Origin of the sequence: Pseudoalteromonas tunicata (assembly GCF_002310815.1) — a bacterium.
Taxonomy (GTDB): domain Bacteria; phylum Pseudomonadota; class Gammaproteobacteria; order Enterobacterales; family Alteromonadaceae; genus Pseudoalteromonas; species Pseudoalteromonas tunicata.
Map to the genome: position 1 here is coordinate 3,511,741 of NZ_CP011032.1, position 14,203 is coordinate 3,525,943.

Genomic DNA, 14,203 nt, shown 5'->3' on the forward strand with positions numbered 1-14,203 from the left:
GAGGCAAATGCCTCGTTTTGAAGTGTATCATTTTTGTCGTTTAACGGCCTTTAAAGAAGTTACTCGGTTGAGCAATTCGAATGTCCGGCGTCTCTTTCATAAATAAAACAAAGTTAAACTCTGTGACAGGCTTTGATAAATCATATGGATCAATTGCCAAAGATAATGGCAAACTGTAAGACTCACCGGCTTTAACATGGACTTCTTGTTTACCAATAAAGGTATATTTAGATAACCCCTCAACTTCAACTTCATAGTAATGATCTTGTTGAGATTTATTTAAAATTTTAAGGGTATATGTATTTTCAATCAGTCCTTCGTTGCTTTCTCTAAACAGCTGATTTCGATCGCGAATAATATCTAAATCCATTGGCTTTCTGGACATAATATCAGCCGCCAATACCCCCACCATAACCATCAAGACAACCGTATATCCGATGAGTTTAGGACGAATAGCTTTGGTATTTTTACCTGGCTCTAAATTCCGTTCTGTCGTGTAAGCAATCAGTCCTTTTGGATAATTCATTTTATCCATCACACCATCACAGGCATCAATACAGGCACCACAATTAATACACTCGTACTGTAAACCGTTACGGATATCAATTCCGGTTGGGCATACTTGAACACACAAATTACAGTCAATACAGTCACCTAAGCCCATTTCTTTTGGATCTTGTTTACGACTACGCGGCCCTCTGCTTTCGCCTCGCGCTGCATCGTATGTCACAGTAAAGGTATCTTTATCAAACATGGCTGATTGAAAACGTGAATAAGGACAAATATGCAAACACATGATTTCACGCATCCATCCAGCATTACCATAAGTACAAGCGGTAAAAAACAACACACAACCCACCGCATAACTACTGGCTTGCCAAGTGAAAAAATTCACCATTAAATCAGCAATTGGCGTGAAATAGCCAGCAAAGGTCAAGGAAGTGAATAACGAAAAGCCAACCCAACTTAAATGTTTTGCTGATTTTCTCCAGAATTTATCAAAGTCCATTGGACGCTGATCGAGCTTTTTACGCTGATTAGCACTGCCTTCAAATTTCTCTTCAAACCAAATAAAAATAAAGGTCCAAACCGTTTGCGGACACATATAACCACACCAGACACGTCCATAAAAAGCGGTGACCAGAAATAGCGCAAATGCTGCAATAATACAGATCCAAGCCAAAATAGTCAGATCCTGTGGCCACAATGTCATACCAAAAATATTAAATTTCTGCTCAAAAATATCAAACAAAATAGCTTGTTGACCATTAAAGGTAAGCCAAGGCAATAACATAAAAGAAAGCATGGCAATAAAGCCTAAGCGCTGACGAAGCATTTGATGCAAGCCATTAACGGCTCTTACATAAATTCGGTTTCTTGGATTAAAACGATCAAACTTATCTGGATCTGGCTGCTGAATTTTGACATCAACAGGAATATTTTTAACTTCTATTTTATTTTCCATCGAAGTTCCTCAACTTGTTTGGATTAAAATACTCATTCAGTATAAACAACTTAACTATAAAAGTGTCGCGCACGCACGCAGTTATCTTTACAATGCCCCTTGGCTAAAACTCGTAAACAAGCACCAAACGAGTTCTAGTTACATTGCATTTTATTACAATCGATGTATAAATGTTGAGATTAGATCAAGAAATAGAGTGATTTATGAAAAACTTTTTTATTTTTGTCGTGATTATCCTTGCGTTACTCAGTATTGACCACGAAAGCATTAAAAAACCACGTGATGAGCTCTTTGCTATGTTTAGCGATAAAATGAGTGAATCAACTCAACTACAAAAAGATAAACTGGCAAAAAAAGTAAATGCTGAAATCAAAGCGAAATTAAAATTAAAAGAAAAAGAACGTATTCATCTTGATGAAAATACTCAAACAGATGAAAAAGTAAGAGCATTTCATAAGCGTTACTGCACCGACCGAGATTTAAACCAGTTTTTTTATGGTGATAAACTGCGTCAGGTTTGTTTAATTATGACCACCGAAATCGCAGCGCACAACTAAATGACTGACTTTTCTCAACTTAATAAAAGCTCAGCAAAATCATTTAATGAGCAAAAAGCCACGATAAAAAAGCTAATGCAAGGCCGTGAGATTAAATGCCCACACTGTCTAAAAGCAATTGTACTGTACCTACCAGAGCAGAGCGCCAATCCTGGAGCACGCTGCGCTAAAGGCTGTACCGACATTGCGCTTGATTTTGTTTAGCTCAAAAATTTAAACCAATAAAAAAGGGTCGCAAGACCCTTTTTTATTGGTGGTGTGAAAACACCTTAATTGTCTTGCCAATCATCATCTTGAAAAAAACCACTAGCTAATGCGGCCGCTTCAACCAATTCTGCAAATCCTAACGAAAAATCAGCCATTAAGGTCAACATATGATGGCAATATTGCGCCAGCTCATGCCCTTGCTTTGTAGCCGATGCCGCTAATTTATCTGGCTCAGCTAAAAATGCTAAACAGTGATAAGCGAATGAAAACGTGGTCGCGAACTCTTCAGGCAATTCATCACTTTTTAATAATGCAGTGGTGTACTCTTTTGCACCTTGCGCAAAACCCAAAGACCATAGCTGCGCCTCACTTTGCACTAACATCTGCGGTGACAAACTATGAGCACCTTTAAAATAGTCTGGCAATTGAAAGCCGGTATCAAAAACTTGTTCACTCATCTCGTTATGTAAAGCCATGAGCGCAAACAAGTGATCTTGTGAAAGCAGACTTAAGTCATCGCCTACCGCTTGTTTGACCCATACTTCAACATCAAGTGGTTCAGGAGCACAAATCAAAGCAAATAAATAACCTTGTAACTGCGCAAATGCCATCGCGTTTTCGGCTGTTTCATCACTTGCTAACCAATCGGCTAACGCTTTTTTTTCATCGGGTGTTAAATAAAGTTGTTGCACTGTGTCGCCTAAAATTAAAACCTAAGTGTGTAACGACCTTGTTCATCAGGACGCCCCAAAAATTTTACCGCATTATGCACATCTTTTGGCATCGAAGCTGCAGGTTTGATAAATCCTGCCAATTTCATTTGATTTGGTCCTTGCACGCTGGCGTCAATTTCTAAGCCAAGTTCGTTATCAGGTTCAACATTAAGTGTCACAGCACCATCACGACAATTAAGCTCACCGATTAAGCTTTCTACTGTAAACCAACCTGAAAACCCTTGTACTGAGACATCTTTTGTCAGTAAATCACCTGCTAACGTATTGCAATAAGGCGCGCCGAGTTGATATTGACTGATATCTGCAATTAATTGCCCTTTAACGCTCACTGGAAGCGGTAATTTAAGCGCTGTAATCATATCCGCTAATGGTAATCGCACCTGTGTATTATTAAGAGTTAAAGCACCTGAAAATATACCATAACCCACCACACCTTTGCCTGAAAGCTGCGCGACATCTTTAGCTTGTCCAAAAGTAACTTTTGCATTGAGCTGACCGAGCAACAAACTCGTTGGTGTAATGTCCCATGCTAATTTTTGGATATGGGTTTGCTCAAAAGCTAATTGCGCTATTTGCCCTTGCCAAATTGAACCTGTAATTTCACCTAACTTTAGCTGCGCCGGTAAATACGGTTTAGCCAAAGTACCAACAACATACGCGGGCATGAGACAAATAATAAAAAAGACCCAACACACTAAAAATAATCCGGTAAGTATTGCTGTTTTTTTCATATTATTTCTCTATCTCTAAACGGCTTACTTTCACAAAACCCTGTGTATCGTGTTTATTTAATTCCACATTTGTTATGACAACACCATGAGTTGATGTCAGTTCGGCTAACCAATCGACTAATTTGTTAAACTCAACGCTGTCGATAGTGACACGTAAGCTATTATCTTTTGGCACCATCCGGGTAATGTTAATGTTGTAACGATTTCGACTACTATTAACCAAGGTACTCAAGTTTGCGCTGCTATTACCTTTAGGCTCATTACTTTTAATTTTCGCCAAACTGGTTGTTAGCCACACTGAAAGCTCTTGTTGTTGCTTAAGCTCTTTTTCGGTTTTTTCTAACGCTAAGTTAAGTGGTCGCCATACCAGCATTACAAATAAAAAGACGACAAAAATGAAGCCTGCAATCGAGAGCAGTTTTTGCTCTTTAGCATTTAATGATTGCCAATATTGCGTTAATTGCTTCATGCTTGGCTCCTAATTTTGATTTCACCCACAACCGTATCACCGTCGTTATTTAATCCGCCTTGATCAACTGATAAGCCTTGCTTTTCTAACTCTTGTTTTACTTGGCTAAAGCTTTGAAAGTCTTTACCTATTGCGCGCAATCTTAGTTCATTACGTTTCATATCGTAACGGATTGATTGTGGCTGAAAACCGTTAACCTGATTAAGCACTGGCGCAATATTTTGTAATAACACCAAAAAGCCTGCATCTGAGCCACCCTCAACCTGCTGTAACTTGTTTTTAACTTGGTTACGAATAAGGTTAATACGAATTTTACTCTCAGGGTAAGCTGCTTGATATTGGTTTATTATCGAAGCTTCAGCTACAACAAGCTGTTGCTTTAATTGATAAAGTTCAACACCTTTTAAACTCAACGAACACACCAATGCCACACTTGCAGCAATTAATGGAGTACGCCAATTTTGCCAAAAAGGGGAACCTTGTTTTTTTACCTTGAAGCGACCTTGCAGTAAATTAAAGCTACACATTGGTAATTGTTTTGCAAAAATCGCCAAAGGTAAGTCAATTTCACTTGGGTTATCTTGCAAAGTCACGTCACTAAAATCACAAGGCGAGTAATGCGATACGGTATTAACCTGCGCCGCAGCCAAATATGCTGTTAGCCATGACGGTTCGACTTGCGCAATATGCCAATCAGCAGCTCGAAACAACCAATTATTATTAAGCTCAATGCCACTGATGTGAGAAGGCTGTTCAGGTGGTGGAAGCAACAAGGCATCAGGCACCACTTTAGTTGGCTGGAGTTGATATTCGTTTAATGCATCAAGCCAATGTTGTAAAAAATGCTCTGCCACTACCGCCACTTCAACAAAATGCTGATTATCTTGAGTCAGGGGTTTATTAACCGCAATAAACACATCATCAATGTCACAGGCTATTTCATCTTCGATGATAAAAGGCAATGCTTGCTCAAGCTTTCTGCCCCACTTACTAGGCAGTGCAACGGTTTTTAGCTGCACTTGTGCAGCAGGCAGTAATAAAACCACCTCTCGGTTTAAGCCTTTTTCGGTTAAACTCGTTAATTCGTTCGCGCTGTCTAATGTGCCGCTGGCGATAATCTCAGCGTCTTTGGCTGACCAAATGAGCCAATTGATGGCAGCACTTGGATTGCTGCCCACATGAATTAATAATGCTTCTGTCACTGTACGGCTCCAAATTTTCGCGCCAGTATGGTTATTTTTTTATTATCTTCTACATGAAAAACCGTGGTGATTTGAAATCGGCTATCGGCGTATGTTGTGGTCGAAGCCAGCTGAAAATAATCACTTTTTAAAACAAATCTAGGGTCATCATTCTTTAAATTTTTTGCGCCATTTTTAACCGCCTCAGCAATGAAATCATTAATTGATGACCAACCATCTTCTGGACGAGCTGAAATAATCGCACTGGCAGCTTCTTTATCCAAATCTTTAATTAATGCACTTAAAATAACACTTTGCTCGGTTTTTAACGTATTGATATTTATAGCTAATAGTTCATTACCTGGGATCACACATACCAGTGGCGTTATTTTTTTCATTACTAAAGGGTTGAAGCCTTTAATTAAGCGTAATTCTGATAAGGATGCTAAGTAATGATTGGCTGTTAAATAAGGAATTTTACGCGATAGGTACTCATCTTCCTCTGCACCTTCACCAAAATTATTACTATCAGCATCAACCCAATCAAGCACGCTATCGGCTAAAGATTCTTCAGATTCTTCAATCGGCAATTCATCAATATTTTTAATCAAAGCCAATAATGCTTTGTGGCCATCGTTATCTTTTCTCACTGAGTTATCGCCGTCAGAATTTTGCGAAGCTCGTAAAGAATTTAAATTCAAACAGGCCTGTAAATCGGTTATTTTTCCGGTGATAGTACCACCATCAACAGGAAAGGTGGTTTCGTCTGCCGCCCACGCTTGTTGTAAATGGGTTTTATCTTTATCTTGTTTTTTTGCTTCTAAAATGACTTTTTTTGCAAAAGCCTCGGCTGCGTAGCCATACCATTTTGCTTGTTGGTAATCTTGTAAATTACTATTTTTTTGTACTTGGATCATTAAGCGCGAGCTCATTTCAACCGCAAGTGTCGCAGCCAATGCCACCACAAAAAGTACAATTACTAATGCAGCACCGCGTTGATTTTGCTTATCGTACATTAGCTGCCTCCACTGCCTGGTATTAAAAACTTGCGTTTGAGGGGGAGCATGTCTTTGAGTTTTAATTCAACTTCAACTGCGAGCGGTAATTCTTTATCTCGCCATTGATCTTGCCATTTATCTTTTTTATCTAAAAAGGTCAGCTTAAATTCTTCAACATCTTCGATAAGAACATGACTACGAGGCTCGCTATTATCGAGGCTATCAACATAAACCTTATAAACACGCTCTAATTTATCGTCAATAACGCGATAAGCAATCGCTTGTAATTCACTGCGTGGTAATAAATACGCAGGATTGCGCCAGCCATCACGAATAAAAGCAACACCATCATATTGGCTATTTAATAAATTTCGCCCAACCAACAAGTATTGCTCAACACTATCTCCGGCTTCGTTACGGGCAACACGGCGCGTAATTTGACTAAAATCTTGCTCCATTAGCCTAAAGGTTGTTTGCAGTGCCTCAAGTTCAGCAATGGTTTGTTCTGATATCTCGTTAGTTCTGAGGGTTGTTTGTAAAATTTGGTGGGTGGCTACCACGATAAAGCCCAAAATACCCAGTGCAACCATAACCTCAAGTAAGGTGAAACCGCGTTGTTTCATTTGCCACCTTTATTTACATAAGTAGACAATTCATAGAGTGAGTTTTTTAGCTCTTCGTCGCTGTAAACTTCAACGGTTACTTTTACAAATGATGAACCTGCGGTTGTTGCAATAATTTTCTGCTGCCAATACCAAGCGTGACCAGCAATTTCTTCTTGCCCCCGCTCGCCATTTTTTCCAGACCAATCATCGCCTTTAGCCACTATTTCGACTAACCGGTTTTCTGCCACCCATGAGGCATAAGTTTGCTGTTCAAGCGTGCTTAAATGATTAATATGTTCACCTGCTACTTGCATAGCGGCGATACCGGCCATGGCACAAATACTCAGTGCTACTAATACTTCTAACAGCGTAAAACCTTGTGCTAATTTAAAAAGCCTAGAATGCGTTTTTATTATGCTTTTCATTCTAGCGGCTCTCTGTGCATGGCAACAGGTGCCATAAACTCGCCTTCGATCAGATACAGCGGCTCAGCTTTGTCTTTGATAGATAATGAGAAAGAGAAAGCACTCACTTCGCCTGAAGATAAGATAATAACTTGTGGGACTTTCATTTTATCGAGCTCAAGAAAATCTTCCTCACTGTCTGAGTTCATCAGCTCGCGCCAATCGATTTGTTCCAGTAAATTATCTTGTGCCCAAGGTAAGTCATCTAGACTGAGCTCCGCCACTAATACCGGCTCAAATTCAAATGCTTTAAAAATATCTTGCTCGCTAACTTGCTCAAATGGTGTCCACTTATTGCCGTCAAATGCTAAAAATTCAAGCTTATTTTTTTCAAGGTGAAAACCAAGTTCAACTTGATTGAGCACTGCAAAGTCCGACGCTAAATTAATTAAGGTATGAACCCGAAGCGCTTGTTTTTCTAATAGCTCTTCGTCACCATCACTGACGCTATAAACAACCAAGTTAGTAGCAAATGCGATGATCACTAAGACCACTAAAATTTCGATTAAGCTAAAACCAACTTGGCGTTTTTTCATAAAGGGATTATTTGTGGCGAACAATTATTTCTGTTCGTCATCACTCCAATTACCAATATCATCTGCGGTATCCATAGTGCCATCTGGGCCCATAGATAAAATATCGTATTTACCTTTCACACCTGGGTTTACCAAAATGTATGGATTACCCCATGGATCTTCTGGAAGTGATTCTATAAAACCACCTTCAGGAAAACGTTTTGGTACTGGGTCGATAGTAGAAGCAGTGACTAACGCCTCTAAACCTTGCTCGGTTGATGGATACACTTTGTTGCGTAATTTATACATGCTCATCGCATCTTCAAGCTGTTGAATATCTAAACGCGCCTTATCTGCGGCAGCTTCTTCTTGTTGACCCATAATATTTGGCGCCACGATAGCCATAATCATGCCGATGATCACCAGTACAACCATTACTTCTAATAATGAAAATCCACTTTGCTTTTGCATTAAACACCTCTTTTACAGTTTTTATTTGCCAGTGGTTTATAAACCAATGGCCTTATTCATAGCCATAATTGGCTGTAAAATAGCCATCACAATAAATAAAACAATCACGGCCATCCCCGCAATCATTGCAGGCTCTAATAACTTCAATGAAACATTAACTAAGGTTTCAAATTCTCGATCTTGATTATCTGCTGCGCGCTCAAGCATTTGCTCAAGCTCACCTGATTTTTCACCACTTGAGATCATGTGCAACATCATAGGGGGGAATAATTTCGTTTCAGTTAATGACGCGCGTAAACTTGCCCCTTCACTCACTCGTGTTGCCGCACCTGCAACTGCGTCTCGAATTCGAGTATTAGAGAGTACTTGCCCTGATATTTTCATCCCCTCTAACAAAGGCACTGAACTTGAAGATAAAATACTCAGTGTGCGAGCAAAACGAGCGGTATTGACACCTCGTGCCACCTTGCCAATACCTGGTAATGTTAACAATTTACTGTCGTACCAATAGCGAACTTTAGGCTTTTTCAGCGCGTGTTTTATGCCCACCACTAATGCAATAAATAAGACCAAGGTAATAGCCCAATAGTTCTGCACAAAATGGCTGGCGGCCATCACCCACTCGGTTGTCCAAGGTAAGGCTTGTTTTGATTTCTCAAAGGTTTTTAAAATTTTAGGTACAACCGTACCAAGTAAAATTGCCACAATACCAATTGCAAAAACCACTAAGACGGTTGGATAAACCATGGCTTGTGTGATTTGACTGCGCATATGCTGGCGCTGCTCAGTGTAATCAGCCAAGCGATTAAGCACCTGATCTAAGTGACCTGACTTTTCACCGGCTGCCACCATAGAGCGAAACAAATTATCAAAAATATGCGGAAACTCACCCAGTCCATCAGCCAAGGTATAACCTTCAACTACTTTTGAGCGCACTGCCATCAGCATACGTTTTAAACGAGGCTTTTCACTTTGCTCTGCAACTGCTAGTACCGCAGCTTCCACTGGTAATGCCGATTGAATAAGGGTTGCAAGTTGCCTTGTCACTAAGGCTAAATCAGACGTTGATACTGTTGTTTTGAAGAAACCTTGCTTGGCTTGCGCTTTTTCTTGATCGGCAGCTTGATTAATTTCTAATGGCGTTAAGCCTTGCTCACGCAAAGCTTGGCGGATTTGTTTGGCGGTATCGCCCTCCAGGATCCCTTTTTTAGTTTTGCCATTTTTATCAAGTGCTTTGTATTCAAATGCCGCCATTAGAGTTCCTCTTTAGTTACTCTTAGCACTTCTTCTAGACTGGTATCGCCTGCAAGTACGCGAGCACAACCATCTTGACGAATACTTGGTGTATGCTTGCGAATATATTTTTCAACCGCTTGTTCGCCTTTACCACTATGGATCAACTCACGAATGGCTTCATCAACCACTAGCAACTCGTGGATACCGGTACGGCCTCGATAACCATTATGGTTACACTTTTCACAGCCAACAGGGCGGTAAATTTTGGTATTTTCACCAAATGGCATACCGAGTAATTTACATTCTTTTTCATCTGCCAAATGCGCTTCTTTACAGTCTTTACATAAAGTACGTACTAAACGCTGCGACAATACACCTAGCAATGAAGATGAAAGTAAAAATGGTTCTACGCCCATATCTTCCATACGAGAAATTGCGCCTGCAGCCGTATTGGTATGCAGTGTCGACATCACTAAATGGCCTGTAAGTGACGCTTGTACTGCAATTTGAGCTGTTTCGAGATCGCGAATCTCACCGACCATCACCACATCGGGGTCTTGACGTAAAATAGCACGTAAACCTCGGGCGAAAGTCATATCCACTTTAGAATTAACTTGGGTTTGACCAATGCCTGGGATTTCATACTCAATCGGATCTTCAACCGTTAAAATATTACGATCGCGAGAATTGATTTCAGCAAGCCCTGCGTACAACGTGGTACTTTTACCCGAACCCGTTGGCCCTGTGACTAAGATAATGCCGTGAGGTTTGCGAATTAAATCGGCATAACGGTCGCGGTTTTGCTTGAGCATGCCCAAGTCTTCAAGATTAAGGCGCGCATTATTTTTATCAAGCAAACGCAGTACGACACGCTCACCAAAACTTGATGGCATAGTCGATACCCGCACGTCGACCGCACGGCCCGCAATACGTAAACTTATACGGCCATCCTGTGGTACGCGCTTTTCAGCGATATCGAGCTTGGCCATTACTTTAATACGTGACACCAATAATGAGGCTAGTTTGCGGTTCGGTTTTAATACCTCTTTGAGTACACCATCAACCCGAAAGCGGATGACTAAGTCTTGCTCAAAGGTTTCAATATGAATATCTGAGGCACCTTCTTTGATAGCTTCGCCCAGCATGGCGTTAATCAATTTGATGATGGGCGCATCATCTTCACCGGCTAACAAGTCTTCTGTTTGTGGCATTTCTTCTGCGAGCGAAAACAAATCAACTTCGTTACCGATATCTTCCATTATTTGCTGGGTTTCAGAGCTATCGCGTTGATAAACAGATTCAAGCAACAACTCAAATTTTTCATCACTTAAAGGCTCGACAATAAATTCAGCTCCCGCAACGCGGCGAACTTCAAGCAACGTTTCGGGGTTTATTTGTCCATGGCAATATAAGGTATAGCCAGTTGGTTGCTGCGAAAGCAATACGCCAAAACGTTTAGCAAATGCAAAAGGTAAGCGCTTAATTAGACCTACTTGTTCAGTCATTTTTTTGCTCTTGTTCTTTTACATTTTGCGAGTGTAAATATTGCTCATACGTTGGTGGTAAAACCAAGGCATCGTTCCAAGCTGGCAACATAGGTGTATCGATTGTCGGCATTAAATCAACACCGTCGTCTTTTTGTTTTTGCTGCTCAGTGCGAATGTAATTATATTTGCTATTACTTAGCTGGTTCATAGTCGCACTGTCACGAATAATGGTTGGGCGAATAAAAATCAATAAGTTACGTTTACGACGGTTGGTGCTAGTTGATTTAAATAAGTGACCAATAATCGGTAAGTCACCCAATAGTGGCACTTTAGAGACACTTTCTTGCACATCTTCATCAATTAAGCCACCAAGTACTACCATAGCGCCATCATCTGCCAGCACTGTGGTAGTGACTTCACGTTTATTAATGGTGATATCAACCGCTGTTGCACCACTAACGCTTGATACTTCTTGCTCAATTGTCAGCTGTACTGCACTGCCATCGTTGATTTGTGGTGTGACTTTTAGTTTGATACCCACTTCTTGACGTTCAACTGTTTGGAATGGATTGGTATTATTATTACCCGTTTGCGAACCGGTAATAATGGGTACTTCTTGACCGACAATCATCGAAGCTTCTTCGTTATCCATAGTCGTCACCGACGGTGTTGCTAGGATATTAGAATTTGTATCGGTTGAAACCGCTTGTAAAATTGCACCCCAATCACCCCGGGCAAAACCAAGCGCTAAACCATTTACGCCACCAAGCAAACTAGCAAGGGCCGTTAAGTCACCTTCTTTAGTTTCTTCGTATTGATTAGCCGAACCCTCGTTTGTTCCAAGTACCGTTTTTTTGATTGTTTTATCGCGAGCTAATTCACCAGCAACACCTAAACTACCAACCGGTACGGTAGTACCATTGTTAAACTGCAACATGCCGCCTTGTTTGTTAATCCATTGAAAACCTAAATTAACACCATCACCTTCAAACACTTCAACAATAATCGCTTCGACCAGCACTTGAGCACGGCGCACATCAAGCTTAGCAATAACACCTTCTAATGAACGCATTATGTCAGGTTGAGCAGTAATCACGAGCGAGTTCGAATTAGGATGCGCCTCAATACTAATATCATTACGACCACGGGAGCTAGTTTTAGCGCCTTGCTTTTGTTCTTCAGCAATAGTTTTGCTGACCCCTTGCAATACTTTAACTAAATCTTCAGCTTTGGCGTAATTGATATAAAACACCTTTGTATTACCTTGAGTTTCTAACTCATCATCAAGACGTTTAATTAAGGTAATTGCACGCTCACGTGCTTGCGCTTCACCACTGACAATAACGCTATTGGTACGCTCATCAGCGACCACTTTAGGAATTAAAAAGGCTGGGATATCAGATTTACCCGAGGCTGGCTTATAAATGTTATCAACCACAGAGACCACATCAGCTGAGGTGGCATATCGTAATTTTACAATATCAACTTGTTGATCGCCCGCTTGGTCAACTAAGCGAATGATTTCAACCAAACGATTTACTGAAGACGCATGGCCCGTCATCATCAATACGTTTGATGGGTTATAATTTGTTACATGACCCCCATCTTTTTGGTCGCTAAATTGACGAATAATTGGCCCAAGCTCTTGCACACTGACATTTTTCACTCGTACAACACGAGTTACTAGCATGTCACCCTGCACGTCAAAATCATCGCCCAATACCGGAACATTTGATTTTTTAGCATCAGAACTTTTTTTAACTTTTAAAATACCATTGTCCATCTCAACAACAGCAACACCATATACCTCTAGTACATTTAAAAAGAACTGGTAATACAGCTCTTCATCCATAAGCTCTGGACTGCGGACATTGATTTTACCGCGCACATTAGGATCGATAATGATGGTTTTATTTAAATTTTGACCCACGATATTAATAAACTCATTAATATCTGTACCTTTAAAATTGGCAGAATACTGTACTGCCATAGCTGAACAAGAAAGGCCTGTCGCAAGCAATAACGTAGCGTATTTTGCTAACCCCTTTTTAATTTTTGTTAGGTGTAGCAAGTGATTCATTCCTAATAAACTCCGAATCTTATGTGTATTATTCAAGGCTAAATTGCACATCAATTTGCTCACCATCACGCTCAATGGTGATGTTTGCTGATGTTGCAGTGCGCAATTCATTAATTGCACTCATAGCTTGTTTCATATCGTTTAGCGGATAACCGTTAATTGAAATCGCTAAATCATTGTTTTGTAAACCCATTCGATTAAATAACTCAGGGTCTTTGCCAGGTCGAAGACGGTAACCAACTAGCTCACCATCTTGACGCTCCGGAGAAACCTGAATGTATTCAAATAACTTACCTGGCTCTTGTAAAATTTCGTCACGTGTTTCAGTTAAATCGGACTGAACCTCAGGATCATCCGTTGGTTTCAACACTGCATGATGATCATTGGCAACTAATCTGCCGCGATTGTCATCATTAGTAGGGCTTGCCGCACTAAACGTTTTACTAAATTCAAACCCATCGAGCATTAAGGTTTCAAAGCCACCATTAACTTGCAAAATAACGCGATCTGAAAAAATTTGTTTTAATTGTGCCCGAGTGCCTTTGATAACATCTTCAGCTTGATATGTTTCTTGGCTATTTTGACTTTCAATAATTGCCGAACCAGCAGTTTCATCACCATTAATTGCAACTACACCCGTTAAAGTAATACTTAAGCGTGTTTCGGGTGCGCTATTAATCACTTTGGGTGCTTCAACTGGCGCAGTTTTTGGTGCCAGCGATACTGAACCAAACATATTGAGGTCAGTCAGAGTGCGGCTATTAAAACCATGTGACGTTTGGCTGCGAACACTATTTAAAGGAAAGGTAACCGCATCAGATTTTGGCACAGGCATTAACAGCCAAACCATCTGCGCAGCTAAGAAAGCAAGGTAAACCAAAATTAAAATAAAAAGGCCGTAACTTATTTTTTTTTCTGGTAATTTTGCAATTAATTTTTGTAATTGTTCTAGTTTTACTTGCATGACCTGCTGAATTTAAATGCTGAAATCCAGCCCAATAGT

Annotated in this window: 16 protein-coding genes; 2 read left to right on the forward strand and 14 right to left on the reverse strand. The window is 40.3% G+C overall.

Translation table 11 applies throughout. From position 1 onward, the window contains the following. Window positions 1-40: 40 nt before the first annotated feature. Window positions 41-1,465: a cytochrome c oxidase accessory protein CcoG gene (ccoG, locus tag PTUN_RS15875; RefSeq protein ID WP_009840582.1), complete on the reverse strand. Its 1,425-nt coding sequence runs from the start codon at window positions 1,463-1,465 to the stop codon at window positions 41-43. Window positions 1,466-1,668: 203 nt separating this feature from the next. Between ccoG and PTUN_RS15880 the strand changes: the two genes are divergently transcribed. Both PTUN_RS15880 and PTUN_RS15885 read left to right on the forward strand, forming a co-directional pair. Beyond that, on the forward strand, window positions 1,669-2,022 hold the full coding sequence (locus PTUN_RS15880; RefSeq protein WP_009840583.1) for a hypothetical protein: 354 nt from the start codon (window positions 1,669-1,671) through the stop codon (window positions 2,020-2,022). Beyond that, window positions 2,023-2,226, forward strand: a complete 204-nt coding sequence (locus PTUN_RS15885; RefSeq protein WP_009840584.1) for a hypothetical protein — start codon at window positions 2,023-2,025, stop codon at window positions 2,224-2,226. Window positions 2,227-2,291: 65 nt separating this feature from the next. On the opposite strand, the gene PTUN_RS15890 is transcribed toward PTUN_RS15885, so the two are convergent. The 13 genes from PTUN_RS15890 to gspC are packed head-to-tail and all read right to left on the reverse strand — an operon-like array spanning window position 2,292 to window position 14,164. Beyond that, window positions 2,292-2,921: a UPF0149 family protein gene (locus PTUN_RS15890; RefSeq protein WP_009840585.1), complete on the reverse strand. Its 630-nt coding sequence runs from the start codon at window positions 2,919-2,921 to the stop codon at window positions 2,292-2,294. Window positions 2,922-2,935: 14 nt separating this feature from the next. Continuing rightward, window positions 2,936-3,694, reverse strand: coding sequence for a type II secretion system protein N (locus PTUN_RS15895; RefSeq protein WP_009840586.1), 759 nt, complete (start codon window positions 3,692-3,694; stop codon window positions 2,936-2,938). A gap of 1 nt (window position 3,695) precedes the next feature. Beyond that, on the reverse strand, window positions 3,696-4,163 hold the full coding sequence (gene gspM, locus PTUN_RS15900) for a type II secretion system protein GspM (protein WP_009840587.1): 468 nt from the start codon (window positions 4,161-4,163) through the stop codon (window positions 3,696-3,698). Further along, window positions 4,160-5,365 carry a type II secretion system protein GspL gene (gene gspL, locus PTUN_RS15905; protein WP_009840588.1) on the reverse strand — a complete coding sequence of 402 codons (1,206 nt, stop codon included), beginning with the start codon at window positions 5,363-5,365 and terminating at the stop codon, window positions 4,160-4,162. The genes gspM and gspL overlap by 4 nt, the downstream gene beginning before the upstream one ends. Then, window positions 5,362-6,360 carry a type II secretion system minor pseudopilin GspK gene (gspK, locus tag PTUN_RS15910; RefSeq protein ID WP_009840589.1) on the reverse strand — a complete coding sequence of 333 codons (999 nt, stop codon included), beginning with the start codon at window positions 6,358-6,360 and terminating at the stop codon, window positions 5,362-5,364. Before gspK ends, gspL begins: the two co-directional genes overlap by 4 nt. Further along, window positions 6,360-6,965: a type II secretion system minor pseudopilin GspJ gene (gene gspJ / locus PTUN_RS15915; RefSeq protein WP_009840590.1), complete on the reverse strand. Its 606-nt coding sequence runs from the start codon at window positions 6,963-6,965 to the stop codon at window positions 6,360-6,362. The genes gspK and gspJ overlap by 1 nt, the downstream gene beginning before the upstream one ends. Beyond that, on the reverse strand, window positions 6,962-7,372 hold the full coding sequence (gene gspI / locus PTUN_RS15920; protein WP_009840591.1) for a type II secretion system minor pseudopilin GspI: 411 nt from the start codon (window positions 7,370-7,372) through the stop codon (window positions 6,962-6,964). Before gspI ends, gspJ begins: the two co-directional genes overlap by 4 nt. Beyond that, a complete protein-coding gene (locus tag PTUN_RS15925) occupies window positions 7,369-7,947 on the reverse strand; it encodes a prepilin-type N-terminal cleavage/methylation domain-containing protein (RefSeq protein ID WP_009840592.1) in 579 nt (192 codons plus the stop codon). The genes gspI and PTUN_RS15925 overlap by 4 nt, the downstream gene beginning before the upstream one ends. Window positions 7,948-7,971: 24 nt before the next feature. Further along, window positions 7,972-8,397 carry a type II secretion system major pseudopilin GspG gene (gene gspG / locus PTUN_RS15930; RefSeq protein WP_009840593.1) on the reverse strand — a complete coding sequence of 142 codons (426 nt, stop codon included), beginning with the start codon at window positions 8,395-8,397 and terminating at the stop codon, window positions 7,972-7,974. A gap of 36 nt (window positions 8,398-8,433) precedes the next feature. Further along, the gene (gene gspF / locus PTUN_RS15935; protein WP_009840594.1) at window positions 8,434-9,651 is read right to left on the reverse strand and encodes a type II secretion system inner membrane protein GspF; all 1,218 of its coding nucleotides are present in this window, start codon (window positions 9,649-9,651) and stop codon (window positions 8,434-8,436) included. Further along, window positions 9,651-11,138 carry a type II secretion system ATPase GspE gene (gspE, locus tag PTUN_RS15940; RefSeq protein ID WP_009840595.1) on the reverse strand — a complete coding sequence of 496 codons (1,488 nt, stop codon included), beginning with the start codon at window positions 11,136-11,138 and terminating at the stop codon, window positions 9,651-9,653. Before gspE ends, gspF begins: the two co-directional genes overlap by 1 nt. Then, window positions 11,131-13,200 (reverse strand): type II secretion system secretin GspD, encoded by a 2,070-nt coding sequence (gspD, locus tag PTUN_RS15945; protein WP_009840596.1) that lies wholly within the window; start codon window positions 13,198-13,200, stop codon window positions 11,131-11,133. Before gspD ends, gspE begins: the two co-directional genes overlap by 8 nt. Window positions 13,201-13,228: 28 nt before the next feature. Further along, the gene (gene gspC / locus PTUN_RS15950; RefSeq protein ID WP_009840597.1) at window positions 13,229-14,164 is read right to left on the reverse strand and encodes a type II secretion system protein GspC; all 936 of its coding nucleotides are present in this window, start codon (window positions 14,162-14,164) and stop codon (window positions 13,229-13,231) included. Window positions 14,165-14,203: the final 39 nt, after the last annotated feature.

Coding starts and splice junctions, on each gene's coding strand:
- gspF (WP_009840594.1), bottom strand. CDS start 9,651: ATGGCGGCATTTGAATACAAAGCACTTGATAAAAATGGCAAAACTAAA.
- gspI (WP_009840591.1), bottom strand. CDS start 7,372: ATGAAAAGCATAATAAAAACGCATTCTAGGCTTTTTAAATTAGCACAA.
- gspD (WP_009840596.1), bottom strand. CDS start 13,200: ATGAATCACTTGCTACACCTAACAAAAATTAAAAAGGGGTTAGCAAAA.
- PTUN_RS15895 (WP_009840586.1), bottom strand. CDS start 3,694: ATGAAAAAAACAGCAATACTTACCGGATTATTTTTAGTGTGTTGGGTC.
- PTUN_RS15925 (WP_009840592.1), bottom strand. CDS start 7,947: ATGAAAAAACGCCAAGTTGGTTTTAGCTTAATCGAAATTTTAGTGGTC.
- gspE (WP_009840595.1), bottom strand. CDS start 11,138: ATGACTGAACAAGTAGGTCTAATTAAGCGCTTACCTTTTGCATTTGCT.
- ccoG (WP_009840582.1), bottom strand. CDS start 1,465: ATGGAAAATAAAATAGAAGTTAAAAATATTCCTGTTGATGTCAAAATT.
- gspG (WP_009840593.1), bottom strand. CDS start 8,397: ATGCAAAAGCAAAGTGGATTTTCATTATTAGAAGTAATGGTTGTACTG.
- PTUN_RS15885 (WP_009840584.1), top strand. CDS start 2,023: ATGACTGACTTTTCTCAACTTAATAAAAGCTCAGCAAAATCATTTAAT.
- gspK (WP_009840589.1), bottom strand. CDS start 6,360: ATGTACGATAAGCAAAATCAACGCGGTGCTGCATTAGTAATTGTACTT.
- gspJ (WP_009840590.1), bottom strand. CDS start 6,965: ATGAAACAACGCGGTTTCACCTTACTTGAGGTTATGGTTGCACTGGGT.
- gspM (WP_009840587.1), bottom strand. CDS start 4,163: ATGAAGCAATTAACGCAATATTGGCAATCATTAAATGCTAAAGAGCAA.
- PTUN_RS15880 (WP_009840583.1), top strand. CDS start 1,669: ATGAAAAACTTTTTTATTTTTGTCGTGATTATCCTTGCGTTACTCAGT.
- gspC (WP_009840597.1), bottom strand. CDS start 14,164: ATGCAAGTAAAACTAGAACAATTACAAAAATTAATTGCAAAATTACCA.